The following is a 22,054-nucleotide window of genomic DNA, read 5'->3' on the forward strand; positions in this document are numbered from 1 at the left end:
GGCGGACTCCGCCGGCCGCGAGCGTCAGACGGCGGGGTCGGCGGCGCGGTCGGCGTCGGCGTCGTTCGCGTGCGACACGCTCGGAGCGTAGACACCGGGCGTCCCGGTGAAGAGCAGGGACCAGTCGTAGCCGGCACGGCGCCCGAACGCGACGGACGCGTCGGTCATGGCACGAGCGAGCCCCCGCCCGCGGGCGCACACGGCGACGCCGACGTTGGCGAGGCCGAGCACGGGGGCGATCCGGCCGTTCGCGCTGCGCCGCCGCTGGTCGACGAGGGAGACCGCGCCGAGCACGTCGGCCCCGTCGACGGCGACGAGGGTCCAGGAGCGACGGTTCGGGTCGAGGCACCAACGCGGGGCCATGCCGGGCTCGCCGAAGGCCTCGTCCCACACCGCCAGGATTCCCGGCTCGTCGGCGGCCGTCGCGACGCGGATCTCCGTCATGCGACGTCCTCCGTTCCGCGCGTGCGCGCCGCAGCGGCGAGCAGCAGCCGGTAGCCGGCGGAGGTGCGGTGCCAGGGAACGGGCGAAGGCCCTCCCGTCGCGAAGGCCAGCAGCGCATCGGCCAGACCGGCGTAGCCGAGGTCGTCGCCGTCGCCGAGCGCCAGCTCGTGCAGGCCGTCGTCGGCCACGACGCGCACCGCGTACCGGTCCGGACCCGGCACACCGCTGACGGTCGCGGTGACGGGGATGCCGCCGGCCGTCTCCGCTCGCACGACGGCGACCACCTCCGACCGGGTTACGAGGTCACCGGCCGTCGCGTGGGCGTCGACCAGCGTCGCCTCCGCAAGCGGCGCAGCCTCCCCGGCCGGGAGGACCGCATCCACGAGATCGACAGCGTGCACGCCGATCGAGAGCAGGGTGCCACCGCCGCCGGCCGGATCGTCCTGCCAGGCGCGCTCGGGCACGAGGAAGCCTGCGATGTCGTGCTGCGCGATCACCTCCACCGCCCGCACCCGGCTGCCGGCGAGGCCGGCGGCGAAGGCGACGACCGCCGGTGCGAAGCGCAGCACGGACGACGACGCGACGCGCGCTCCTGACGCGGCTGCCGCGTCGAACGTCGTCAGCGCGCCCACGGAGGCGGCGACGGTCTTGTTGAAGAAGACGGGGATCCCCGCCGCGGTACAGGCCGCCAGCACCTCGGGGGCGCGGGGGGTCCGGGGCGTGGCGACGACGAGGTCTGGACGGTCGGCGAGCAGCTGCTCGAGCGTGTCGTGCTCGGTCGCTCCGAACCGTGTCGCGAAATCGCGGCGCCGCCCGGCATCGTCCATCTCCCATATACCGGTCACCGTCGCGCCGCGGGCGCTCAGGTTCGCCGCGTCCGCGAAGGGATGGGAGTGCGCCGCACCCGCGAACGCCACCGTCGGCCCGCTCACGCCATCCGCTCCAGGTCCTGCTCGCTGACGGCGTGCTCGAGCGGACGGCCCGCGGCGTACCGCTCGACCTCGTCCACGACGGTCGCGCCCTGTCGCAGCCGCCCCTCCCGCGTTCCGGCGGCCTTGTGCGGCACGAGCAGCGCGTTCGGGAGCGTGCGGAAGGGGCTGTCGACGGGCAGCGGCTCGTCGTCGAAGACGTCGATCGCGGCATCGAGGCGACCGCTGCGCAGCTCGGCGAGCAGGGCATCCTCGTCGACCAGCCACGAGCGCGCCGTGTTCACGAGGCCCGCACCGTCGGGCATCAGGGCGAGCTCGCGCGCGCCGATCATCCGATCGGTCTCGGGCAGGCTCGGGGCGTGCAGCGCGACGATGCGGCTGCTCGCGAGCAGCGTGTCGAGCGTCACCAGCTCTGCGCCGAGCGCCAGCGCCTCGCCGGCATCGATCGTCGGGTCCGCGAGCAGCGGGCGGGCGCCGAGCGCGCCCAGCAGTCCCAGGTACGCGCGGCCGGTGCGGGAGGCGCCCACGACTCCGATCGGGGCGTCGAGCAGTTCGTGCTGCACAGGCGCGCTCTCCGCCGCCTCCCACTCGGCACCGGCGTGCAGCGCGTGATCGAAGCGCGGGAGGCGGTGGAGCAGCGCGAGCGTGAACGCAAGCGACACCTCGGCGACCGACCGCGCCATCGCCGCGCCCGCCTGCGTGACGAGCACACGGCGCGCGAACAGCTCCGGGGTCGCGAACGGCCGGATGCTCGCGCCGCAGTGCGCCACGACCGCCAGCATTGGCAACCGGTCCAGGAGGTCCGCATCGAGCGGCGGGACGCCCCACGCGACGACGAGAACGCGCACGGCCGCGAGGTCGAGCTGCGTCAGCGCGTCGCCGAGCGACTCAGTCACGGCGAGCGCTCCCCCGAGCCGCTCCGCCGCCTCCGCGAGCCGTCGCTCGTCGCCGTCGGCGAAGAACTGCGGACGCAGCGCGGCGGGCACCGCGACGAGCACGACGGGAGCGGCCATCAGCGCAGCCACTCGTCCCGGTGCTCGGCGATGAACGCGTCGTCGCTGAGCCGCGGGTAGGCCAGGCGCACCCGCTCGATCTCCGCCGCCTGCCCCGGCGAGAGCGTCTCCTCCGGGTCCAGGCACCAGATCCCCTCCAGGAGCCCCTGCTGGCGCAGCACCTCGTGGACTCCGGCGATCACGCCGGCGAACCCGTTGGCGGGGTCGAAGACCGCCGCGTTCAGGTCGGTCAGATCGGCGGCGAGGTCCGCGAGCTCGAGGGCCGCGGCGGCGTCGCCGGCCTGCGCCCGCTTCGCGAGGGCGAGCACGCCGGTGGCTGCGCGGGTGCCCACGGCCCACTGGCCGAGCAGGCCGCCGCGGAAGCGCAGCTCCCGCGTGCCGGTCGCGGTCTGCACCCGGTGCACCGCAGTGAGGTCGGCGACGATCGCGTCGTCGTTGCCGGTGTAGAGCGCGACGTCGGAAGCGCGGTCGGACTCCCCCACCCCGCGGACGAGCTCGATGGTGCGGTACCGGTCGAACGGCGCCGCCTTCACGGCGACCACGGCGGTCAGATCGGCGAACCGCCGCCAGAAGTCGCGCGAGAGCACGGGGCCGCCGATCGCCTCCTGCAGGTAGAAGCCGATCACCGGCAGCACCTCGCCGACCGCACGGGCGCGCTCGATCAGCGCGTCCTCCGTCGCCCCGGCCAGGCGCGGGCTCAGCAGCACCGCGTCGTAGCCGAGCCGGGCGGCGAGCTCGGCCTCGGCGACCGCCTGCGCGGTGGGTCCGACGACGCCGGCGATGCGCACCAGGTCCCGGTCCGCCTCGCGGTCCAGCACGTCGGCCGTGAGCGCGAGCACGGGCTCCAGGAGTCCGCGGTCCGGCTCATGGATCTCGAACTGCGTCGTGTGCACCGCGATGGCGATCCCGCCCGCGCCCGCCGCCAGGTAGTAGCGGGTCAGGGCGCGCTGGCGGCGTTCGTCGAGCCGGCGTTCCGCCGTGAGGGCGAGGGGATGCGCCGGGACGACGAGTCCCTCGGCGAGGAGCTCCGCGCCCATCAGAACTTCCCGTCCCGGACGGCCCACTTGGTCGGCTTCCCCGAGGTGGGGAGCCCCTCCCGCAGCCAGCCGGCCTGCCACTCGATCAGCGTCCCGGCCGGGACCGTCGGGTAGCCGAACAGCTCGAAGCAGCGCCCGGCGTTGTTGAGCAGCGCCGACGGCGCGGGCTCGCCCACGAAGGAGACCTCGCGGTCGAACAGCGCGCCGAAGCGCTCGGCGATGCCCCGCACGCTCAGCAGCTCGGGACCGGTCAGGTTGACGGTGAAGACGGCGTCGCTGGCGTGCCCGAGCGACCGCAGCACGACCTCGTTCGCGTAGCCCTGCCACACGACGTTCACGGCGCCCGTCGTCAGATCGACCGGCGCCCCCGACAGCACGGTCGACCCGATGTCGGCGAGCACGCCGTAGCGCAGGTCGACGGCGTAGTTGAGGCGCACGATCGACACCCGGGTCCCGCGCGTCACGGCGCCGAACTCGGAGCTGCTCGCCGCTCCCGGAATCGCCGCCCTGCACGACCGCGACGCGGACCGGCCGCTGACCGCCGTCCGCGACGCGCTCGGCTGGCGTCGCGCCCTCTCGTGGTACGCCGGCTGCCGCATCCACCTGCTCGACGGGCCCGACGGCACCCCGGCGGCGTACGCGGTCACGCGGGTCGGCGACGAACCGGCGCTGCTGGAGGCGGCGGGCGACCGCGCCGCGCTCGCAGCCCTGGGGCACGTGATCCGCGACGAGCTCGTGCGCGCCGGAGCAGCGACGGTGTCCATCGAGGTCCCGACCGGCGCGCCGTACGACGACCTCGTCGCGCGGATCGTCGCCGACCCGGTCCCGGTTCCCGACGACACCGGGATGTTCCACCCGCTCGACGCCGACGCCGCGACGGTGCGCGAGACCCTCGACCATCCCCGCGCCTTCCACTGGACCGGGGACTACCTGTGACCGGCATCGCCGCCGCCTCACCCGCCATCGATCGAACGGAGCACGCATGACCGAGCTGGGCGCACGCCTCGCCGTCCCGCGCACCGACGCCCCCGTGGGCGTCGCCCGCCGGGACGTCACACCGCCGACGGGCATCCGGGCGAAGAACTGGGGACCGGCCGACTGGCCCGAAGACCGGCAGCAGGCCCTGCGGAGGCCGCGGCACGATGGACGGACCCGTCACGCGGTAGTCGTCCCCGGCGAAGTCGATGTGGTGCACGCGGTCGCGGTCGAGGTAGCGACCGGTGGGCACGTCAGCGATGACCGCGTCCGCCTCCCAGGACAGCCAGAGGCGGCGCGACACCTCCACGGCGTCGGCGGCGCGGTCGACCGCGACGGACGCGGAGACGGACGGACGGCCGAACACGGCGGCGGCACGGGCGTCGGGGTCGGCCGCGACCAGCCAGCCGCCGCGCCCGTGGGATGCGTAGTCGAGGCTGGCGAGCTGGGTGCCGACGTGGAAGGGCTCGCCGTACACGCCGTGGACCGTCGGGACGAGGCCGATCGCGGAGGTCAGCGGCGCCGCGTAGGCCGCGCGGAGCACCGCGTCCAGGCGCGCCTGCGGACCGCCGGGGTGGCCGGGCGCGATGGGGGCGTCGTCGAACGTCGCGAAGGCGAACCCCGCGCGCTCGGCGAGCTGCGCCCGCCCTGCGACGACCGACCCCGAGAGCAGATCAGCGGGAGCGTGCGACGCGGCACGCCAGGCGGCGGGATGCGCGCCGTCGCCGTCGAGTTCGACGCCGAGCACGAGGCCGGTCATGCGTGGCCCCGTTCTCCGCCGCGCTCGACGGGGATGCGCTCGCCGGCCGTCACGGCGAACGGCAGGCGGTTGCCGGCCGGCGGCAGCGGGCAGGTGGCGAAATCGGTGTAAGCGCACGGGAGGTTGACGGCGCGCGTGAAGTCGAGCACGACCGAGCCGTCGGCCGCGGGAGCCGCGACGGCGAGCGAGCGGTTCGCGGCGTACGTCGTGACGCCGCTCGTCGCATCCAGGAACAGGACGTGGAGGGCACCTGGGGTCCGTCCGTCGAAGGCCGTCAGCCGGTGCTCGGCGCCGTCGTGCTCGAAGACGACCTCGCCCGGTGCGGCGTACACGTGCTCCAGGCCCTCCGCCACCGACCCGACGGTGACGTCGTGGGGCTCGGCGAACGGCTCGAACCGGCCGGCGATCACCCACCGCTCGTCGGGCGCGTAGGTCGGCGTGCCCTCGTACGCGGAGCGGATGGGGGCGTCGGGATGCCGCGGGCGGACGATGTCGGACCCGCCGCGGCGTGCGACCTCCACCACCGCGTCGCCGAACGAGACGATCCGCTGGTCCCGCTCCGCGATCGGCCCGAAGGCGTACCGGCCGGTGACGAGGGCGCCGTCGACGATCAGCTGCTCGCCGTCGGCGAGCTGCACGACCGGGCCGTCCTCGCCCGTCGACCACGCGCCGGGCACGTCGTCGAAGCGCTCCGGTTCCGCGGTCAGCCAGCGGAGGGAGGTGATGGCGAGGAAGCCGTGGGCGTCGGCGCGCGCGGCCTCGTGCGCGTCGTGCCAGGCGTGCCACGCGGCCGCGAAGGCGGTGGTGTCGATGTCGGATGCGATGCTCATGCCGCAGGACGCTACCGGCGGCCCACCGGGGGCGGGCAAGAGTCGCCGACACGCGGCGTAACCCCCGTCATCCGGGGTCACGCGGGTTGCAGAACGCACGGCGGGATTGCAGGAGCCGCTTGTATGGTTGAGGACCGTATGCGCACCGACATCCTCGACACGGCCCGCCTGCGCGCGGACTTCCCGATCCTCGCCCGCGAGGTCAACGGCCACCCGTTCGTCTACCTCGACTCCGGGGCCACCTCCCAGAAGCCCCGCCAGGTGCTCGACGCCGAACGCGCCTTCGCCGAGACCTACACCTCGGCGGTGCATCGCGGCGCCCACACGGTCGCTGGCGAGGCCACCGAGCTGTTCGAGGAGGCCCGCGAACGCGTCGCGCGCTTCGTCGGAGCGCGCCCCGACGAGCTGGTGTGGACCTCCAACGCCACCGAAGGGCTGAACCTCATCGCGTACGGGATGTCGAACGCCTCCCTCGGCCGCGGCGGTGCGGAGTCGGCGCGCTTCCGGCTCGGGCCCGGCGACGAGATCGTCGCCACCGAGGCCGAGCACCACGCCAACCTCGTGCCGTGGCAGGAGCTCGCCGCGCGCACCGGTGCGACCCTCCGCATCATCGGCCTCCACGACGACGGCACCCTGCGCCTCGACCAGGCCGCCGAGCTGATCGGCCCGCGCACCCGGGTCGTGGCGTTCGCCCACGTCTCCAACGTGCTGGGCGCGATCGCCCCCGTCGCCGAGCTGGTCGCGCTCGCGCACGAGCACGGCGCGCTGGTCGTGCTCGACGCCTGCCAGTCCGTCCCGCACCTGCCGGTCGACGTCGCCGCGCTCGACGTCGACTTCGCGGTCTTCTCCGGCCACAAGATGCTCGGCCCCACCGGCGTCGGCGCGCTCTACGGCCGCGCCGACCTCCTGAACGCGCTCCCGCCCTTCCTCACCGGCGGCTCCATGATCACGACCGTCACACTCGAGGGCGCCGAGTACCTCCCGGCGCCGCAGCGCTTCGAGGCGGGCACGCAGCGCGTCTCGCAGGCGGTCGCGCTCGCCGCGGCCGTCGACTACCTCGACGCGGTCGGGATGGCCGCCATCGCCGAGCACGAGGAGGCGCTGGGCGGGCGGATGCTCGCCGCGCTCGACGAGATCCCCGGCGTCCGCGTACTCGGCCCGGGTGCGGGAACGCCGCGGGTCGGCCTCGCCAGCTTCGTCGTCGAGGGCATCCACTCGCACGACGTCGGCCAGTTCCTCGACGACCGCGGCATCGCCGTGCGCGTCGGCCACCACTGCGCGCAGCCCGTGCACCGCCGCTTCGGCGCCACCGCGAGCACGCGCATCAGCACCTACCTGTACAACACCGCGGACGAGGTGGATGCGGCCGTCGCCGCCGTCGCCGACGCCCGCGCCTTCTTCGGAGTGGCCGCATGACCTCCAGCGATCTGCAGAACCTCTACCAGCAGGTGATCCTCGATCACGCACGCGAGAAGCACGGCTACGGCCTGCGCGACGACGCGGCCGCGAGCTCGCACCAGCTCAACCCGACCTGCGGCGACGAGGTCACCGTCGGCGTGCATCCCGCCGCCGACGGCCGCATCACAGCGATCAGCTGGGAGGGTCACGGCTGCTCGATCTCGACCGCGTCGGCGTCCCTCCTGAGCGACCTCGTGCACGATGTCGACCGCGCGCAGCTGGCGGAGGCGGTCGCCGCGTTCCGCGAGCTGATGCACTCCAAGGGCGCCCTGGAGGGCGACGACGAGGTGCTCGGCGACGCGGTCGCGCTGGCCGGCGTCTCCAAGTACGTCACCCGCGTCAAGTGCGCCATGCTGCCCTGGGTCGCCCTCGAGGACGCCCTCCTCAAGTCCGCCTGATCCGCTCGGTCGCCGACGGAGGAGATCCGGGCCCAACGGCTCAGGATCCCCTCCGTTACCGGCCCGCGGCCGGCGTGTCGAGCGAAAACTCCTCCGTTGCCCACGACGTGGCCACGGGAGGAGATCGGGTCGCGAAGGGACCCGAAACGCCGGGAACGGAGGAGAACCGGCCCCGCGGGGCCGATCCATCCTCCGTTCCGCGCGCCGCGTCGGGCGAGCGCTACGGGACCGGCGCCAGGTCGACCTCGTCGGCGATCGCCTCCAGGGCCGACGGCAGCGACGGGAAGGTCGTGCCGTAGACGAGCCCGGAGGGGCCGGCCGCCGTCCACGCTGCGCTGCCGCGCTCGACCTTGCCGACCAGATACCGCTTGTGGCCGCCCAGGACCTGGCGCTGGGCGATGGGCAGCGTGAGCGGGAAGGCGTACACGTCGCCCCGGGGGCTGACCACCAGCTCCCACCGGGCTTTGCCGGGGTTGAATTTACTCGTGAAGATGCGCGACATGATCGCTCGTTTCTACCCTCCTCGCGGGGTCGGTCGCCAGGTAGATGACGGCCTGTTGCGGGCGGCCCGGCCGCAGGAGGCGACCGGGCCGCCCGCGCGGTGTCACTGGTTGCTCAGCGGGAGCCCCGCGGGGTTGACCTCGGAGGTCGGCACGGACTCGTTCGCGAGGTTGTATGCCTTCAAGACCTTCGCGTACTGACCGTGCTCGATGACGTAGTTCAGCGCCGCCGCGACCGGCTCGGCGAGTCCGCTGCCCTTCTTCGACGTGGCGGCGATGAGGCCCTTCACGGTCTCGCCCGCGCCCGAGAAGGTGCCGGCGGTGCGGATGGGGTTGGCGGTCTTCGCGGTCTGCGTCTCCTGGTAGGCGACGGAGGGGTTCGGCGTGAAGTAGGCGTCGATCTTGACCGAGTTCAGCGCGAGGTACACCGCATTGGTGTCCGGGTAGTACTTGACGTCGAGCGTCTTGCCCTCGGCCTGGAGCTTCTGCTGCCACTCGAGCAGGATCTTCTCCTGGTTGGTGCCGCGGTCGGTCGCGACCGTCAGCCCGGCGAGGTTCTCGTAGTCGCCGTCGAACTGCCAGGTGTTCTTCTTGAGCACGGCGAACGCGAGGATGTCCTGGCGGTAGGAGGCGAAGTCGTACTTCTGCTTGCGCTCCTCGGTCACCGTGATGTTCGAGAAGCCGGTGTCGATGGTCCCGTTGTCGATGCCGACGAAAAGGTTCTGCCAGGTGGCGTTCTTGAACTCCGGCTGGAGGCCGAGCACCTTCGCGACGAGGCGCGCCAGGTCGGGGTCGGTGCCGGTGTACGTCTTCTGGTCGTCGCCGATGTAGGTGATGGGCGGGAAGCCGGAGGGCAGCGCGCCGAGACCGACGACCAGCTTGCCGCTCTTCTTCACGCTCTCGGGCAGGGTGTCGCGGATGCTGTCGACCTGCTTCAGCTCGACCGTGGTCTCGGTGGCGACGCCGTTCGAGTGGGCGCCGACGGTGACGCTGTCGGATCCGTCGCTCGTGCCGCTCGCCGACGCCTGTCCGGAGCAGGCCGCGAGGGAGGCGATGAGCGCGGTGGCGACGAGCGCGGCGGACGCGATGGTCCGTCGGCGGCGCCGGGGGATGTGCTGTGTCATGGGTTTCTCCAGGGTGCGGTTGGCGGTGTGCGGGTGGTGTTCAGAGCACGCGGCTCAGGAACTCTCTGGTGCGCTTCTCGCGCGGGTGGTCGAGCACGTCGGCCGGGGTGCCCTCCTCGACCACGACGCCGTCGTCGAGGAAGACGACGCGGTCGGCCACCTCCCGGGCGAAGCCGATCTCGTGCGTGACGACCACGAGGGTGGCGCCGCTGCCGGCGAGCGAGCGGATGACCGCGAGCACTTCGCCGACGAGTTCGGGGTCGAGCGCGCTGGTCGGTTCGTCGAAGAGCAGCACCTCGGGCTCCAGGGCGAGCGCCCGGGCGATCGCCACGCGCTGCTGCTGGCCGCCGGAGAGCTGGCGGGGGTACGCCGCCTCCTTCTCGGCGAGGCCGACACGCGCCAGGAGGGTGCGGGCCCGCTCCCGGGCGGCCGCCGGTGCGACGCCGTGCGCGATCGGGGCCTCGGTCACGTTCTCGAGGATCGTCAGGTGCGGGAAGAGGTTGAAGCTCTGGAAGACGAATCCGATCCGGGCACGCTGGGCGAGGATGCGGCGCTCGCTGAGCTCCTTCAGCCGGCCGCGGTGCACGTGCACGCCGATCAGCTCGCCGCCCACGACCACATAGCCTTCGTCGAGCGGCTCCAGGTGGTTGATGGCGCGCAGCAGCGTGGACTTGCCCGAGCCGGACGGGCCGAGCACGACCGTGACCGTGCCCGCCTCGATCGTGAGGTCGATCCCGCGCAGCACGGGATGATCTCCGAAGGCCTTGGTCGCGTTGGCGATCTCGATGCCGGCGCTCATATCGTCGGTCCGATCCCGCGTGCCCAGGTGCGCACGCGCTGCAGGGGGGTCGGCGGCAGGGCGCGCACCGATCCGCGGGCGTAGTAGCGCTCGATGTAGTACTGGATGGTCGAGACGACGCTGGTCAGGACCAGGTACCAGATGGTGGCGACGACCAGCAGCGGGATGATGTCGCCGGGGTTCGTGCTGCCGATGCTCTGGACGACGCCGAACAGGTCGAGCAGCGAGACGTAGAAGAGCAGGGAGCTGGCCTTCAGGAGGCCGATGATCTGGTTGACGTACGCGGGAACGATCGACCGCAGCGCCTGGGGGAGGATGACCCGGCGGAACTGCCGGCCGCGGGAGAGGCCGAGGGCCTTCGCGGCCTCCTGCTGGCCCGGGTCCACGGCGAGCACGCCGGCGCGGACGACCTCGGAGGCGTACGCGATCTCGCTCAGGCTCAGGCCGATCACGCCGAGCGTCAGATCGGAGAGCACCGTCACCGTCGGCACCGTGAGTTGGGGGCCGAACGGGATCCCGATCCCGATCGACGGGTAGAGGCTGCCCAGGTTGTACAGGAAGATCAGCACGAGGATCAGCGGCACCGAGCGGAACAGCCAGACGTACAGCCAACTGACCGTGTTGAGCACCGGGTTGGGCGACAGGCGGCCCAGCGCGATGACGACACCGCCGACGAAGCTTACGACGGCGCTGATCGCGGTGGCGGTGAGGGTGAGCTGGAGTCCCGTCAGGATCGCGGGGCTGAACAGCCATTTTCCGACCTTCGCCCACTCCCACGACGGGTTGGTGAAGAGCGACTGCCCGGCGTTCACCAGCAGCAGCAGCACCAGGGCGGCGCCCAGCCACCGGCCGGGGTGGCGGAGGGCGAGGACCGGACGGTCGGCCAGGCGGCGCAGGGCGGCGGAGTCGGGGAGGGGCGCGCGTCCGGAGAGCGTCGATCCCGGGGCGGTGACTGCGGCGTCCGCCGTCGCCGGCGCGGCCGTCGTGGTCGCGCTCATCGTCGGCCGCCTGCGGAGCGCGCCGACAGCGTCTTCTCGAACGGGTGGATGCCGACCTCCTCGGCGGTCAGCGCCGGGTCGTACAGCGGGGTGTACCCCGCGGCGAGGTACAGGCCCTTCGCCTCCGGCTGGCGCGGCCCGGTGGTGAGATACACCCGGGTGTAGCCGCGGCGCACGGCCTCGGACTCCAGCTCGGCGACGACCCGGCGCCCGAGACCCTCGCGGCGATGGGCCGAGCTCGTCCAGATGCGCTTGAGCTCGGCGGTGCTCTCGTCGTAGCGCTTGAACGCGCCGCCCGCGATGGGCGTCCCGTCACGGAGCAGCACGACGAAGGCGCCGTGCGGCGCCGCGAACTCCTCGGCGGGGTAGCGGCTCAGCTCGGTCGAGGCGCGCTCGCCGAAGAAGTCGCCGTACCGGGTGTCGTACTCGAGTTCGAGCTCGGCGAGCAGCGGTCGGGCCAGTTCGTCGGTGGCGTCGACGTACCGGAACTCGTCGGCGATGACGGGGGATGTGGTCATCGACGGGCCTCCAATCGGATGGGGAGCGGAACGGTTGCCGACGACCGTACGGGCGGCCGTCAAGCGGGCGGGAGCTCCCGTTACGGTTTGCGACGCGGGCGTCACACGGCGAAACGGAGGCTTGGCAGCAGGCTGTCGGCGGGCGACGCTGCTCGGATGCCGTCCACCGCCCCGCCCGCCTCCGTCGCCCTCGTCGGAGCCGGTCCGCGCGCCGCGGGCTGGCTGGAGCGCTTCGCCGCCGCGCGGTCGGTGCGCGACGATCGGCCCGCGGTGACCGTGCACCTGATCGACCCGTTCCCGCACGGAGCCGGTCGCATCTGGCGGCGCGACCAGTCGCCCCTCCTCAAGCTCAACTCGATGGTCGAGGACGTCACGATGTTCACCGACGACTCGTGCACGATCGAGGGACCGGTGCGACCAGGGCCGTCGCTGCTGGAGTGGGTGGAGGCCGTGCGGGCCGGATCCCTCGACGATGCCCAGATCGAGGACCCGCTCGTGGCGGCCGAACTGCGCGGTCTGCGGCGCGGGGACTTCCCGACGCGGCGGCTGCAGAGCCACTACCTGGACTGGTTCCTCCGCCGGGCCGTCGCCGCTCTCGACACCGGCGTGACCGTCGTCCTCCATCGCGACCGCGTGCGCGCGGTGGAGGGTGTGGAGGGTCCGCAGACAGTCCATCTCGCGAGCGGCGCCGGCCTGACCGTCGACGCGGTCGTCTACGCGCTGGGCCACGCGGGAAGCGAGCCGGTGGGGGAGTCGGCGGAGTTCGAGGCGTTCGCCGCCCGGCACCGCCTCGACTACCTCGCCCCCGCCTTCACCGCCGACGCTGACCTTGACGCGTTCGGAGCCGGCCGCACTGTCGCGGTGCGCGGCTTCGGCCTGGCCGCGGTGGATCTGATCGTGCTGCTGACGGAGGGGCGGGGAGGCCTCTTCGTGCGCGACGCCGGCGCCGGCCTGCGCTACGTCTCGAGCGGCCTGGAGCCGCACCTCCTGATCGGCTCGCGCCGCGGCGTCCCGTACCGGTCGAAGATCTCGTCGCAGCTGGTCGGCGAGCCTCCCGCGCTCCGCCATCTGACGCCGGAGGCCGTGGCGGCGCTGGCCGCCTCGCCGGAGCGGCTCGACTTCCGCGACGACGTCTGGCCGCTGATCGCCCGGGAGCTCGTGCACGGCTACTACCGCGAGTTGTTCACCGGTCATCCCGAGCGGGTCCGCCTCCCGTGGTCCACGTTCGTCGCCGAGCTCGATCGCGTCGGACCGGAGGGTGGCGGCTACCGCGCGCTGGTCGCGCGTGCCCTGCGGCATCCCGACGACGCCCTGCACCTGGACGCGTTCGACCGGCCCCTCGACGGCGCCCGGTTCGACGACGCCGAGGCCGTGCAGGAGTGGGTCCGCACCCATCTCCGCACCGATCTGCACCACCGCACCCACCCGGACCACAGCGCGACCCTCGGACTCTTCACGGCCCTGCTGCACGCGCTCTTCGCGATCGCCCCGCACCTCGCGGGTGAGCTCTGGACCGAGGAGTCGCGCCGTCGCGACGTGGTCGGGTGGTGGCCGGGGTACTTCAGCTACGTCGCCTCCGGACCTCCCGGGCATCGGCTGGAGGAGCTCATCGCGCTGTCGGAGGCCGGGATCGTCCGCTTCGCCGGCGCCGGGATCCGGGTGACGGCTGACGAGGAGGCCGGAATGTTCCGGGTCGGGAGCGCGAGCGTTCCGGATGAGACGGAGGTCACGGCCCTGATCGACGCTTGGCTGCCGGTCGCCAGCGCCGAGACGAGCGACGAACCCGCGCTGCTCGACCTCGTCGCCTCGGGCGCCGGGTCGGTGCGCCACGGCCAGGTGCGTGTCTCGACCGAGGACTCCCGGCTGCTGCGCCCGGACAGCTCGCCGCATCCCGCCCGCTGGGCGATCGGCCCCTTCACGACCGCGCCTTTCGCGGGCGCCTTCTCGCGCCCGGGCACGAACGCCTTGGCCTTCCGCGAGAACGACCGCGTGGCGCGCGCGGTGCTCGACGCTCTGACTGCGCGCACTCCCGCACCCGCCGCCGCATCTCGCGAGACGTGACTAGTCGCGGGTGCTGGGCCCCCGTCACCCGCAACTAGTCACCCCTCGCGGGACCCTCTCCACACCCGCGCCTCGCGAGGTGCGAGTAGTTGCGGGTATTCGGCCCCCCTTACCCGCAACTACTCACCCTTCGCGGGAGCCCCCCCCCCCCCACGCAGCGTCTCGCGAGGTGAGAGTAGTTGCGGGTATTCGGCCCCGTTTACACGCAACTACTCACCCTTCGCGGGAGCCTCTCCACACCCCGCGGGAGCCCCCCCACGCAGCGTCTCGCGAGGTGCGAGTAGTTGCGGGTATCGGGCCCCCTTTACCCGCAACAACTCACCCTTCGCGGGCGGGCGGGCGGGCGGCGCGTACACCGCACCACCGCGCCCGCTCACCCCTCCAGCGTCCCGAGCCAGCGGGTCAGGATGCCCTCCAGCGCGCGGGCGTCGTCGGGCGCGAGCTCGTCCAGGAGGCGCTTCTCGTTCGCCATGTGGGCCGTGAACGCGGCGTCGATCGTCGTGCGGCCGAGCGGCGTCAGCGCGACGACCCTCCCGCGCCCGTCGCCGTCTGCCGCGCGCCGGGCGACGAGCCCGGCGTGCTCCAGCCGGTCGAGGCGCTTCGTCATGCCTCCGGTCGTGACCATGGTGTGCTCGGCGAGCTCTCCGGGCGTGCGCTCGAAGGGTTCGCCCGCGCGCCGGAGGGCGGCGAGCACGTCGAAATCACCTTCTCCGAGGCCGTGCTCGGCGTAGACGGTGGCGAGCTCCTCGGTCAGCCGGGCGGCCACGCGATGCAACCGGCCGATGACACCCTGCGGCGACACGTCGAGGTCGGGACGTTCGCGGCGCCATTCCTGCTGGATGCGCGCGACGTGATCGGGGTGTGCCGGGATCGACTTCTCCATGCCTTCACAATACCTTCCGAGGAAGCTAAAGTAGCTTCCATGGAAGCTAAATGGGGCTGGGTCGCCCTCACCGCCATCGCCCCGATCGCCTGGGGCTCCACCTACGTCGTCACCCGGGCCGTCCTCCCGGGAGAGCCGCTGTCTGGCGCGGTGCTCCGCGCGCTTCCGGCCGGACTCCTCCTCCTGCTGGTCAAGCGCCGCCTCCCGCGCGGGGCGTGGTGGTGGAGGTCGGCGGTGCTCGGCGTCCTGACCTCGGGCGGGTTCTTCGCCCTCGTCTACGCCGTCGCCCGCCTGCTGCCGTCGGGCGTCGCCTCCACCGTCATGGCGGCCTCGCCGCTCGCCATGATGGGTCTCGCCTGGCTGGTGCTGGGCCAGCGCCCGCGGCTCCTCGCGCTGGCGGGCGGCATCGCCGGGGCGATCGGCGTGGCCGTGATGCTGCTGGGCGCCGCGAAGGCCGTCGATCCGCTCGGCGTGGTCGCCGCGATCGCGGCCATGCTGCTGTCGTCCGTGGGCTACGTGCTCGCGACGCGCTGGGAGGGGGAGGTGGACGTGTTCTCCGCGACGTCCTGGCAGCTGATCGCCGGCGGCCTCCTGATGCTCCCGCTCGCGCTCGTGTTCGAGGGTGCGCCTCCCGCACTCGACGGCCCCGCGATCGCGGGCTTCGCCTATGTCACCGTGATCGCGACCGCGGTCGCGTTCCTCGCCTGGTTCAGCGGACTGCGCCACCTGGGCCCGGCGACGGTGGGGCTCATCGGCCTCCTCAACCCGGTCACGGGAGTGCTGCTCGGCGCGCTCATCGCGGGGGAGACGCTCACCGGCCGCCAGCTGCTCGGTCTCGCGATCGTGCTCGCCGGGATCGCGGTGGGTCAGTCGGCCAAGGCGTCCAGGAAGCCGCGGGTCGGCGCGAAGAACGTCGTTCCGGTCACGGCGGTCGAGAAGTCCAGGATGCGGTCGTAGGAGCCGGCCGGGTCGCCGACGAACATCCGCTCCAGCATCCGCTCGATCACCCAGAGCGCGCGCGAGTACCCGATGAAGTAGGTGCCGAACTCGGCCTGACCCGGCCGCCCGAACGGCATGTTGTCGCGCAGGATGTCGTGCTCGACGCCGTCCTCGCCGGTGATGGTCGCGAGGGTCTTGTGGGCCTTGCGCCCGTCGGTCACGTCGTCGAGCTCGACGTTGTCGCTCTTGGTTCGGCCGATCACAGCCTCCTGCTCCGACGTGCCGAGCGCGTTCCAGGCGCCGAGGTCATGCAGGTACTTCTGCACGACGACGTAGCTGCCGCCGGCGTGCACCGGATCCTCGTCGCCGACGATGGCCGAAGCGTCCATCTCGGAACCGGTGGGATTCGCGGTGCCGTCCACGAAGCCCAGCAGGTCGCGCGAGTCGAAGTAGCGGAAGCCGGTCACCTCGTCGACGACCGTCACCGCGTCGCCGAGGCCTGCGAGCAGCAGGCGCTCGAACTCGAACGTGAAGTCGCCGCGCTCGGCCCGGATGTGGAAGAGCAGGTCGCCGGGGGTGGCGACCGCCGTGTGCACCCCGCGGAATTCCCGGAAGGCGTGCAGTTCGCGCGGCGGTGCGACGTCGGTGAGCCGCGGCCAGACGGCCGCACCGATCGCGACATTGCACGACAGGTGCGCGTTCAGGTCGCGGAACCCGACCGTCTTGACCAGCCCCGCGAGGTCGCCGAGCACGTCCTTCACTGTGGCGACGGCATCGGGTGAATCGCCCACCGTCACGACGAGGAAGACGGCCGCCCGCGGGAGCGGGGCGTCCACGCTCTGGGGCTCGATCGGGACGCGCTGCCAGCTGTGGTCTCCGGAGGTGTCGGCCATGACATCCACTCTGCCGCATCGGGCCCGTATCACGCATCGGCGGCGGAAGCGATTTGGCATCCGACCCGCGTCCGCTGATACGGTCGAAAGCGCCCCGGTGTGCTCCGACAGCACGGAACGGGGCCGTGAACCCAGCCCGCGACCCGGGCGCGGGACCGTGTATTCGGCCCGCCCGGGACGTACGGTCGGCTGGGCGTGGGCGCACCCCGATGGTCGCGCCGGCGGTGGTGATTCGCGCGGAGGGTCCGCGCTCGAGTCGCCCGGATACCGCAGCACGCCCACCACCCGGGCGCAACCACCGGCCGACATCGCGCCTGTGCGATGCGTGCCTGCGGAGAGCAAGTGAGCGAGTCTGTCGCCGTCGAGGCGAGGAACATCTACAAGGTATTCGGGCGCAAGCCCCAGGATGCGGTCCGCCGTCTCCGGGACGGCGCCACCCGGCAGGAGGTCTCCGGTCAGGGGACCGCGGCCGTGATCGACGCAGGACTGACGGTCAACCGCGGCGAGATCTTCGTCGTCATGGGCCTGTCCGGCTCCGGCAAGTCGACCCTGATCCGCCTGCTGAACGGCCTCCTGGAGCCGACCGCCGGCGAGGTCGACGTGATGGGGACCACCATCACCGGCCTGACCGGAAAGCGGCTGCGGGAGGTGCGCCAGCGTCACATCTCGATGGTCTTCCAGCACTTCGCCCTGCTCCCGCACCGCACCGTGCTCGACAACATCGCCTACGGCTTGGAGGTGCGCGGCACGCCGAGCGCCGAGCGCCGCGCCCGCGCCGAGGAGGTCCTCGAGCTCGTCGGGCTGGGCGGCTGGGGCGACAAGCTCCCGAGCGAGCTCTCCGGCGGCATGCAGCAGCGCGTGGGCCTCGGCCGGGCGCTGGCCGCCGACACCGACGTCCTCCTGATGGACGAGGCGTTCTCCGCCCTCGACCCGCTGATCCGCCGCGAGATGCAGGAGCAGCTCCTCGAGCTGCAGGCATCGCTGGGCAAGACCATCGTGTTCATCACGCACGACCTCAACGAGGCCATGTTCCTCGGCGACCGCATCGCCGTGATGCGCGACGGCCGCATCGTGCAGACCGGCACCCCGGAGGAGATCCTCACCGATCCCGCCAACGACTACGTCGCGAGCTTCGTGCAGGACGTCGACCGCGCCCGCGTGCTCACCGCCGCCAGTGTGATGGAGCCGGCCCGCGCGCTGGTGACCGTCGCCGGCGGACCGCGCGCCGCGATGCGCACGATGCGCGACCTCCAGACCTCCGCGGCCTTCGTCGTCGGCCAGGGCCGCACCCTGCTCGGCGCCGTGCGCGACCGCGACGTGATGCGCCAGGTGCGCGAGGGCCGCAGCGACCTGCGCGAGGTCATCCGCGAGGACATCGCCTCCGTCGACCGGGACGAGGTCCTGAGCGAGCTGGTCGAGCCGTCCGTCGGCAGCGACCTCCCGCTCGCCGTCGTCGACGACAAGACCCGCCTGCTCGGCGTCATCCCGCGCGTCACCCTGCTCGCGGCGCTCGGCAACGTCTCCAGCGACACGATGGAGATCCCGGTCATCGTCGAGCCGCCGGCGACCGTCTCCGTCGACGCCATGACCCTCGCTCTCAGCGAGACCGCCGGGGACGAACCGTCCTCCCGCGGTGAGGAGGTGCCCGCGTGAACGGCTTCCGCCTCCCGCTCGGCGAATGGGCCGACCACGTCGTCGACTTCGTGACCACCACGCTCGGCGGCTTCTTCGACGTCATCCGGATGATCTTCACCGGCATGTTCGACGGGATGGACTGGCTGCTCCAGACCCCGCCGTTCTGGGCCATCATCCTCATCTTCGCCGTGCTGGCCGTGTGGCTGCGCGGCTGGATCTTCGGCGTGGGCACGGTCGTCGGACTGCTCGTCATCGCGAGCGTCGACCAGTGGTCGAACGCCATGGACACGCTGGCGCTCGTGCTCGTCTCGGCCGCCATCGCGATCGCGATCAGCGTGCCGCTCGGCATCCTGGCCGCCCGGTCCAAGACCGCCTCGGCGATCATCCGCCCCGTGCTCGACTTCATGCAGACGATGCCCGCGTTCGTCTACCTGATCCCGGCCCTCATCCTGTTCCGCGTCGGCGTCGTGCCGGGCATGGTCGCGACGATCGTGTTCGCGATGGCGCCGGGCGTGCGCCTGACCGAGCTCGGCATCCGCGGCGTGGACAAGGAGCTGGTTGAGGCCGGGCGCGCGTTCGGCTCGCCGCCGCGCCGCATCCTGCGCCAGATCCAGCTTCCGCTCGCGATGCCGTCCATCCTGGCCGGCGTCAACCAGGTCATCATGCTCTCGCTCTCGATGGTCGTCATCGCCGGCATGGTCGGCGCGGGCGGGCTCGGGCGCGACATCGTCCAGGCGCTCAGCCGGGTGGATGTGGGGCTCGGCTTCGAGGCCGGCGTCTCCGTCGTGATCCTCGCGATCATCCTCGACCGCCTCACCGCCTCGGTCGGCCGCGCGCGCCTGCGCATGCCCAAGCGTGCCCTCGCCGTGCTCGGCGCAGCCGTGCTTGTCGCGGTCGGCGGCACGGCCGTGACGGCCGCCTCCACCGCCTCCACCGGCGACAAGGGCACCGTGAAGGTCGCCGTCTTCAACGGCTGGCCCGAGGGCGAGGCCGCCTCGTACCTCTGGAAGCACGTGCTCGAGAAGGAGGGCTACACCGTGGACTTCGAGTACGCGGATGCCGGCCCCGCCTTCGCCGGTCTCTCCACCGGGGACTACGACGTGGCGTTCGATGGCTGGCTGCCGACCACCCACGAGGCGTACATGAAGAAGTACGGCTCGAAGCTCGCCGACCTCGGTGCGTGGAACACGGAAGCCAAGCTCACCATCGCCGTGAATAAGGACGCGCCGATCGACTCGCTTGACGAGCTCGCCGCGCACTCGTCCGACTTCGGCAACCGCCTCGTCGGCATCGAGCCGGGCGCCGGCCTCACGCAGGCGACGCAGGACAAGGTCATCCCGGGCTACGGCCTCGGCTCGATGGACTTCGTCACCTCGTCGACGCCGGCCATGCTGGCCGAGCTGACCGCCGCGATGAAGAAGGGCGACGACGTCGCCGTGACCCTGTGGCGCCCGCATTGGGCCTACGACGAATTCGACCTCAAGGACCTCAAGGACCCGAAGGGCGCGCTCGGCGAGGCGGAGTCCATCCACTCGATCGGCAGCGCGGACTTCGCCAAGAAGTTCCCGGAGGTCGCAGGCTGGGTGAAGGGCTTCTCGCTCGACTCCGACCTGCTCTACTCGCTCGAGAACGTCATGTTCAACAGCGGCGCGCAGTCGTCGCAGTACGACGGCATCGTGTCGAAGTGGATGGACGAGCACGCCGAGTACGTGGAGTCGCTCACCTCGTAGCGTCGGGCGTCCCGCTCACTCCGACGGCGTGCAGCCAGTCGAAGAGGGAGCGGAGCGAGCGCAGCGCGACGGTGGCGTGCGTCGCACCGGGGATCCGGTCGTACGTCACCGTCGTGCCGTCCGCCTTCGCGGCCGCAACGAACGTGTCGGTCGCGGAGGGGCGCACCAGCTTGTCGCTCTCGCCCTGCGCCACGAAGAGCGGCATCGCCAGCGCGGTGCCGCCCGGCGTGTTCTGCGCGAGCAGCCCGGCCCAGGGTTCGGCCGTCTCGGGATCCGAGGTGAGGAACCGGCCGACCAGCGGCTGGGCGATCGTGTGCAGCTCCTTGTTCTGCGAGAGCAGGCAGAGCTCGTTCATCGCCGGTAGCGCGGTGATCGCGTGCGGGGTCAGGATGCTGTCGAGCGGCTCGTCGTAGACCGTCGAGTACGCCTGGAACGCGTAGGAGCCGATCGTGACGCCCGAGACGTCGCCGATGTCGTCGCGCAGCAGCGAGGCGAGGTCCGTGGCGGGCGCGGCCACGGCCGCCGCGCGCACGTCGAGCTCGGGCGCGTACGTGTGCGCGAGCTGCGCGGCGAAGAGCACCGCCTGCCCGCCCTGCGAGTGCCCCCACAGCACGACCCGGTCGCTGCCGTCCTCGCCGAGCACGGCGCGGGCGGCACGCGCGGCGTCGAGCACGTTGCGACCCTCGGTGTCGCCGACGAGGTAGGAGTCGGGGCCGGCGGTGCCCATCCCGGTGTAGTCCGTGTAGACCACGGCGTACCCGCGGTTCAGGAAGTCGGTGAGCCCCTCGACGCTGTCGTACGGGTCGACGGACCGCGAGGGCGCGCAGTCCTCGGCGACGCCGGTCGTGGGGTGGCCCCACGAGACGATCGTGCGTCCTCCCGCGGGTGCGGGGGAGTCGGGCACGACCAGCAGCCCCGAGTTCACGACCGGACGGCCGTTCAGATCGGTCGAGTGGAACAGGATGCGCGTCGCGACGGAGCCGGCGGGCGCGCCGAGCGTGGGTGCCGAGCGGATGACGGCGCCCGGACCGCCTGCGGGCAACGGGTCGGGCTGCTCGTAGAACCGGGCGACGGCCGGGGCCGAGGCGGCGTCGTCTTCGAGCCGCTCCGCCTGGACCGGCGTGCACGCGGCCAGGAGCCCGACGACGGCGAGCACCGTCAGCGCGCGGGTGGCTCGTCTGATCACGGCGTCAGCCTACTGGCCGCTGCGCGGACTCCACGTACGCTGGGGGGATGACCCTCCCGCGGACCGACACGGTCGTCACCTACCCCGACGGCGCTCTCACCTCCACCGGAACCGTCGTCCACACGGCGCCGCTGCCCGACGGGCGCACCGCCGTCGTGCTGGACCGCACCGCGTTCCACGCCGTCGACCCGGTGTGGCCCGACCAGCCCGCGGACGTCGGGACCCTGTCCGTCGACGGCCGTTCCCGCCCGATCGTCGACGCTGTGGTCGGGGCGACCGACGGCGAGACGTTCCACGTCGGCGACGCGCCCGCGCGCACCGGCACCGAGGGATGGGCGTTCGTGGTCTGCCACCTCGTCGACGACGCGACCGGCATCGAGACCGGCACGACCGTGACGGTCGACGTCGATCCGGAGGTGCGCCGTGCGCTGTCCGCCGGACACACCGCCTGCCACCTCGCCTCGCTCGCCCTCAACGAGGCGCTCGCGCCGCTGTGGACGAAGGAGGTGCCCGGCGACGGCCGCGGACGTCCCGACTTCGACCGGCTGGCGATCGTGTCGTCCCGCATCCTCCCGGACGGCTCGCGCGACGAGTACCGCATCGGCAAGAGCCTGCGGAAGAAGGGCTTCCCCGCGGCCGAGCTTCCCGGCCGCCTCGACGAGGTCGTCGCCGCGGCGAACGCGCTGCTCGCCGACTGGGTCGCGTCCGGCGCCCCGGTGTCGGTGCAGCGGGAGTCCGACGGCCTCGGCGACCGGCGCCTGTGGACGTGCGCGCTGCCCGACGGCACGGCCTCGATCCCGTGCGGCGGCACGCACCTGCGCTCGCTGGCCGAGCTCGCGGCCGTGGAGATCGCGCTGGAGGCCGCGGAGGCCGACGGCGCCCTGACCGTCGTCATGACCACGACGGCGCGCCCGGCGCGGTAGATAGGACACGGCCCGAGAAGG

At 72.7% G+C, this 22,054-nt stretch carries 23 protein-coding genes; 9 read left to right on the forward strand and 14 right to left on the reverse strand.

Annotated features, from left to right (window positions below):
- Nucleotides 1–24: 24 nt before the first annotated feature.
- From FHX33_RS03990 to FHX33_RS04010, 5 genes are read right to left on the reverse strand one after another with little or no spacing between them, the layout of a single operon-like run.
- A complete protein-coding gene (locus FHX33_RS03990; protein WP_021764008.1) occupies nucleotides 25–444 on the reverse strand; it encodes a GNAT family N-acetyltransferase in 420 nt (139 codons plus the stop codon).
- Nucleotides 441–1,376, reverse strand: coding sequence for a Gfo/Idh/MocA family oxidoreductase (locus FHX33_RS03995; protein WP_021764007.1), 936 nt, complete (start codon nucleotides 1,374–1,376; stop codon nucleotides 441–443). Before FHX33_RS03995 ends, FHX33_RS03990 begins: the two co-directional genes overlap by 4 nt.
- A complete protein-coding gene (locus tag FHX33_RS04000; protein ID WP_183428187.1) occupies nucleotides 1,373–2,386 on the reverse strand; it encodes a hydroxyacid dehydrogenase in 1,014 nt (337 codons plus the stop codon). Before FHX33_RS04000 ends, FHX33_RS03995 begins: the two co-directional genes overlap by 4 nt.
- Nucleotides 2,386–3,423: a dihydrodipicolinate synthase family protein gene (locus FHX33_RS04005; RefSeq protein ID WP_179702419.1), complete on the reverse strand. Its 1,038-nt coding sequence runs from the start codon at nucleotides 3,421–3,423 to the stop codon at nucleotides 2,386–2,388. The genes FHX33_RS04000 and FHX33_RS04005 overlap by 1 nt, the downstream gene beginning before the upstream one ends.
- Entirely contained in the window at nucleotides 3,423–3,869 is a 447-nt protein-coding gene (locus FHX33_RS04010) for a hypothetical protein (RefSeq protein WP_420870864.1), read from the reverse strand. Before FHX33_RS04010 ends, FHX33_RS04005 begins: the two co-directional genes overlap by 1 nt.
- On the opposite strand from FHX33_RS04010, the gene FHX33_RS04015 reads away from it, so the two are divergent.
- Nucleotides 3,850–4,359 carry a hypothetical protein gene (locus tag FHX33_RS04015; protein WP_183428453.1) on the forward strand — a complete coding sequence of 170 codons (510 nt, stop codon included), beginning with the start codon at nucleotides 3,850–3,852 and terminating at the stop codon, nucleotides 4,357–4,359. The genes FHX33_RS04010 and FHX33_RS04015 overlap by 20 nt on opposite strands.
- 46 nt (nucleotides 4,360–4,405) lie before the next feature.
- Nucleotides 4,406–5,269: a hypothetical protein gene (locus tag FHX33_RS22260; RefSeq protein ID WP_420870865.1), complete on the forward strand. Its 864-nt coding sequence runs from the start codon at nucleotides 4,406–4,408 to the stop codon at nucleotides 5,267–5,269.
- Here FHX33_RS22260 and FHX33_RS04025 read toward each other — a convergent pair.
- Nucleotides 5,155–5,988 carry a DUF1684 domain-containing protein gene (locus FHX33_RS04025; RefSeq protein ID WP_021763928.1) on the reverse strand — a complete coding sequence of 278 codons (834 nt, stop codon included), beginning with the start codon at nucleotides 5,986–5,988 and terminating at the stop codon, nucleotides 5,155–5,157. The genes FHX33_RS22260 and FHX33_RS04025 overlap by 115 nt on opposite strands.
- A 138-nt stretch (nucleotides 5,989–6,126) precedes the next feature.
- Here FHX33_RS04025 and FHX33_RS04030 point away from each other — a divergent pair, with 138 nt between their 5' ends.
- Both FHX33_RS04030 and sufU read left to right on the forward strand, forming a co-directional pair.
- Nucleotides 6,127–7,404 carry a SufS family cysteine desulfurase gene (locus FHX33_RS04030; protein ID WP_039922929.1) on the forward strand — a complete coding sequence of 426 codons (1,278 nt, stop codon included), beginning with the start codon at nucleotides 6,127–6,129 and terminating at the stop codon, nucleotides 7,402–7,404.
- A complete protein-coding gene (sufU, locus tag FHX33_RS04035; protein WP_021763930.1) occupies nucleotides 7,401–7,844 on the forward strand; it encodes a Fe-S cluster assembly sulfur transfer protein SufU in 444 nt (147 codons plus the stop codon). The genes FHX33_RS04030 and sufU overlap by 4 nt, the downstream gene beginning before the upstream one ends.
- A gap of 220 nt (nucleotides 7,845–8,064) precedes the next feature.
- Here the strand turns inward: sufU and FHX33_RS04040 are convergent, their stop codons facing one another.
- From FHX33_RS04040 to FHX33_RS04060, 5 genes are all read right to left on the reverse strand, one after another.
- Entirely contained in the window at nucleotides 8,065–8,346 is a 282-nt protein-coding gene (locus tag FHX33_RS04040; protein WP_021763931.1) for a hypothetical protein, read from the reverse strand.
- Between the two features lie 102 nt (nucleotides 8,347–8,448).
- Entirely contained in the window at nucleotides 8,449–9,468 is a 1,020-nt protein-coding gene (locus FHX33_RS04045) for a transporter substrate-binding domain-containing protein (RefSeq protein ID WP_021763933.1), read from the reverse strand.
- A 40-nt stretch (nucleotides 9,469–9,508) separates the two neighbouring features.
- A complete protein-coding gene (locus FHX33_RS04050) occupies nucleotides 9,509–10,267 on the reverse strand; it encodes an amino acid ABC transporter ATP-binding protein (protein WP_021763934.1) in 759 nt (252 codons plus the stop codon).
- Nucleotides 10,264–11,265 carry an amino acid ABC transporter permease gene (locus FHX33_RS04055; RefSeq protein ID WP_183428188.1) on the reverse strand — a complete coding sequence of 334 codons (1,002 nt, stop codon included), beginning with the start codon at nucleotides 11,263–11,265 and terminating at the stop codon, nucleotides 10,264–10,266. The genes FHX33_RS04050 and FHX33_RS04055 overlap by 4 nt, the downstream gene beginning before the upstream one ends.
- Nucleotides 11,262–11,783 carry a GNAT family N-acetyltransferase gene (locus FHX33_RS04060; RefSeq protein ID WP_021765359.1) on the reverse strand — a complete coding sequence of 174 codons (522 nt, stop codon included), beginning with the start codon at nucleotides 11,781–11,783 and terminating at the stop codon, nucleotides 11,262–11,264. Before FHX33_RS04060 ends, FHX33_RS04055 begins: the two co-directional genes overlap by 4 nt.
- Nucleotides 11,784–11,939: 156 nt before the next feature.
- Here FHX33_RS04060 and FHX33_RS04065 point away from each other — a divergent pair, with 156 nt between their 5' ends.
- Nucleotides 11,940–13,844 (forward strand): FAD/NAD(P)-binding protein, encoded by a 1,905-nt coding sequence (locus tag FHX33_RS04065; RefSeq protein ID WP_183428189.1) that lies wholly within the window; start codon nucleotides 11,940–11,942, stop codon nucleotides 13,842–13,844.
- Nucleotides 13,845–14,217: 373 nt separating this feature from the next.
- Here FHX33_RS04065 and FHX33_RS04070 read toward each other — a convergent pair whose 3' ends face one another.
- Complete coding sequence (locus tag FHX33_RS04070; RefSeq protein ID WP_021764268.1) at nucleotides 14,218–14,727, reverse strand: MarR family winged helix-turn-helix transcriptional regulator; 510 nt, start codon at nucleotides 14,725–14,727, stop codon at nucleotides 14,218–14,220.
- A 39-nt stretch (nucleotides 14,728–14,766) separates the two neighbouring features.
- Here FHX33_RS04070 and FHX33_RS04075 point away from each other — a divergent pair, with 39 nt between their 5' ends.
- On the forward strand, nucleotides 14,767–15,684 hold the full coding sequence (locus FHX33_RS04075) for a DMT family transporter (protein WP_183428190.1): 918 nt from the start codon (nucleotides 14,767–14,769) through the stop codon (nucleotides 15,682–15,684).
- Here FHX33_RS04075 and FHX33_RS04080 read toward each other — a convergent pair.
- The gene (locus FHX33_RS04080; protein WP_021761499.1) at nucleotides 15,594–16,559 is read right to left on the reverse strand and encodes a Dyp-type peroxidase; all 966 of its coding nucleotides are present in this window, start codon (nucleotides 16,557–16,559) and stop codon (nucleotides 15,594–15,596) included. The two genes, FHX33_RS04075 and FHX33_RS04080, sit on opposite strands and share 91 nt — an antisense overlap.
- A gap of 321 nt (nucleotides 16,560–16,880) precedes the next feature.
- Between FHX33_RS04080 and FHX33_RS04085 the strand changes: the two genes are divergently transcribed.
- Together FHX33_RS04085 and FHX33_RS22065 are read left to right on the forward strand one after the other, a co-directional pair.
- A complete protein-coding gene (locus tag FHX33_RS04085) occupies nucleotides 16,881–18,212 on the forward strand; it encodes a quaternary amine ABC transporter ATP-binding protein (RefSeq protein WP_183428191.1) in 1,332 nt (443 codons plus the stop codon).
- Complete coding sequence (locus FHX33_RS22065; protein ID WP_021764004.1) at nucleotides 18,209–19,924, forward strand: ABC transporter permease/substrate binding protein; 1,716 nt, start codon at nucleotides 18,209–18,211, stop codon at nucleotides 19,922–19,924. The genes FHX33_RS04085 and FHX33_RS22065 overlap by 4 nt, the downstream gene beginning before the upstream one ends.
- Here the strand turns inward: FHX33_RS22065 and FHX33_RS04095 are convergent.
- Nucleotides 19,914–21,110 (reverse strand): alpha/beta fold hydrolase, encoded by a 1,197-nt coding sequence (locus tag FHX33_RS04095; protein WP_338091997.1) that lies wholly within the window; start codon nucleotides 21,108–21,110, stop codon nucleotides 19,914–19,916. The genes FHX33_RS22065 and FHX33_RS04095 overlap by 11 nt on opposite strands.
- A gap of 47 nt (nucleotides 21,111–21,157) precedes the next feature.
- Between FHX33_RS04095 and FHX33_RS04100 the strand changes: the two genes are divergently transcribed.
- Nucleotides 21,158–22,033 carry an alanyl-tRNA editing protein gene (locus tag FHX33_RS04100; RefSeq protein ID WP_183428192.1) on the forward strand — a complete coding sequence of 292 codons (876 nt, stop codon included), beginning with the start codon at nucleotides 21,158–21,160 and terminating at the stop codon, nucleotides 22,031–22,033.
- The last annotated feature ends 21 nt before the right edge of the window (nucleotides 22,034–22,054 follow it).

Origin of the sequence: Leifsonia aquatica (genome assembly GCF_014190775.1) — a bacterium.
Lineage (GTDB): Bacteria > Actinomycetota > Actinomycetes > Actinomycetales > Microbacteriaceae > Leifsonia > Leifsonia aquatica.

Bases quoted from the DNA above. Each gene is read 5' to 3' on its own strand.
- FHX33_RS03990 (WP_021764008.1), bottom strand. From the start codon at position 444: ATGACGGAGATCCGCGTCGCGACGGCCGCCGACGAGCCGGGAATCCTG.
- FHX33_RS04000 (WP_183428187.1), bottom strand. From the start codon at position 2,386: ATGGCCGCTCCCGTCGTGCTCGTCGCGGTGCCCGCCGCGCTGCGTCCG.
- FHX33_RS04005 (WP_179702419.1), bottom strand. From the start codon at position 3,423: ATGGGCGCGGAGCTCCTCGCCGAGGGACTCGTCGTCCCGGCGCATCCC.
- FHX33_RS22260 (WP_420870865.1), top strand. From the start codon at position 4,406: ATGACCGAGCTGGGCGCACGCCTCGCCGTCCCGCGCACCGACGCCCCC.
- FHX33_RS04025 (WP_021763928.1), bottom strand. From the start codon at position 5,988: ATGAGCATCGCATCCGACATCGACACCACCGCCTTCGCGGCCGCGTGG.
- FHX33_RS04030 (WP_039922929.1), top strand. From the start codon at position 6,127: ATGCGCACCGACATCCTCGACACGGCCCGCCTGCGCGCGGACTTCCCG.
- sufU (WP_021763930.1), top strand. From the start codon at position 7,401: ATGACCTCCAGCGATCTGCAGAACCTCTACCAGCAGGTGATCCTCGAT.
- FHX33_RS04040 (WP_021763931.1), bottom strand. From the start codon at position 8,346: ATGTCGCGCATCTTCACGAGTAAATTCAACCCCGGCAAAGCCCGGTGG.
- FHX33_RS04045 (WP_021763933.1), bottom strand. From the start codon at position 9,468: ATGACACAGCACATCCCCCGGCGCCGCCGACGGACCATCGCGTCCGCC.
- FHX33_RS04050 (WP_021763934.1), bottom strand. From the start codon at position 10,267: ATGAGCGCCGGCATCGAGATCGCCAACGCGACCAAGGCCTTCGGAGAT.
- FHX33_RS04055 (WP_183428188.1), bottom strand. From the start codon at position 11,265: ATGAGCGCGACCACGACGGCCGCGCCGGCGACGGCGGACGCCGCAGTC.
- FHX33_RS04060 (WP_021765359.1), bottom strand. From the start codon at position 11,783: ATGACCACATCCCCCGTCATCGCCGACGAGTTCCGGTACGTCGACGCC.
- FHX33_RS04065 (WP_183428189.1), top strand. From the start codon at position 11,940: ATGCCGTCCACCGCCCCGCCCGCCTCCGTCGCCCTCGTCGGAGCCGGT.
- FHX33_RS04070 (WP_021764268.1), bottom strand. From the start codon at position 14,727: ATGGAGAAGTCGATCCCGGCACACCCCGATCACGTCGCGCGCATCCAG.
- FHX33_RS04075 (WP_183428190.1), top strand. From the start codon at position 14,767: ATGGAAGCTAAATGGGGCTGGGTCGCCCTCACCGCCATCGCCCCGATC.
- FHX33_RS04080 (WP_021761499.1), bottom strand. From the start codon at position 16,559: ATGGCCGACACCTCCGGAGACCACAGCTGGCAGCGCGTCCCGATCGAG.
- FHX33_RS04085 (WP_183428191.1), top strand. From the start codon at position 16,881: ATGCGTGCCTGCGGAGAGCAAGTGAGCGAGTCTGTCGCCGTCGAGGCG.
- FHX33_RS04100 (WP_183428192.1), top strand. From the start codon at position 21,158: ATGACCCTCCCGCGGACCGACACGGTCGTCACCTACCCCGACGGCGCT.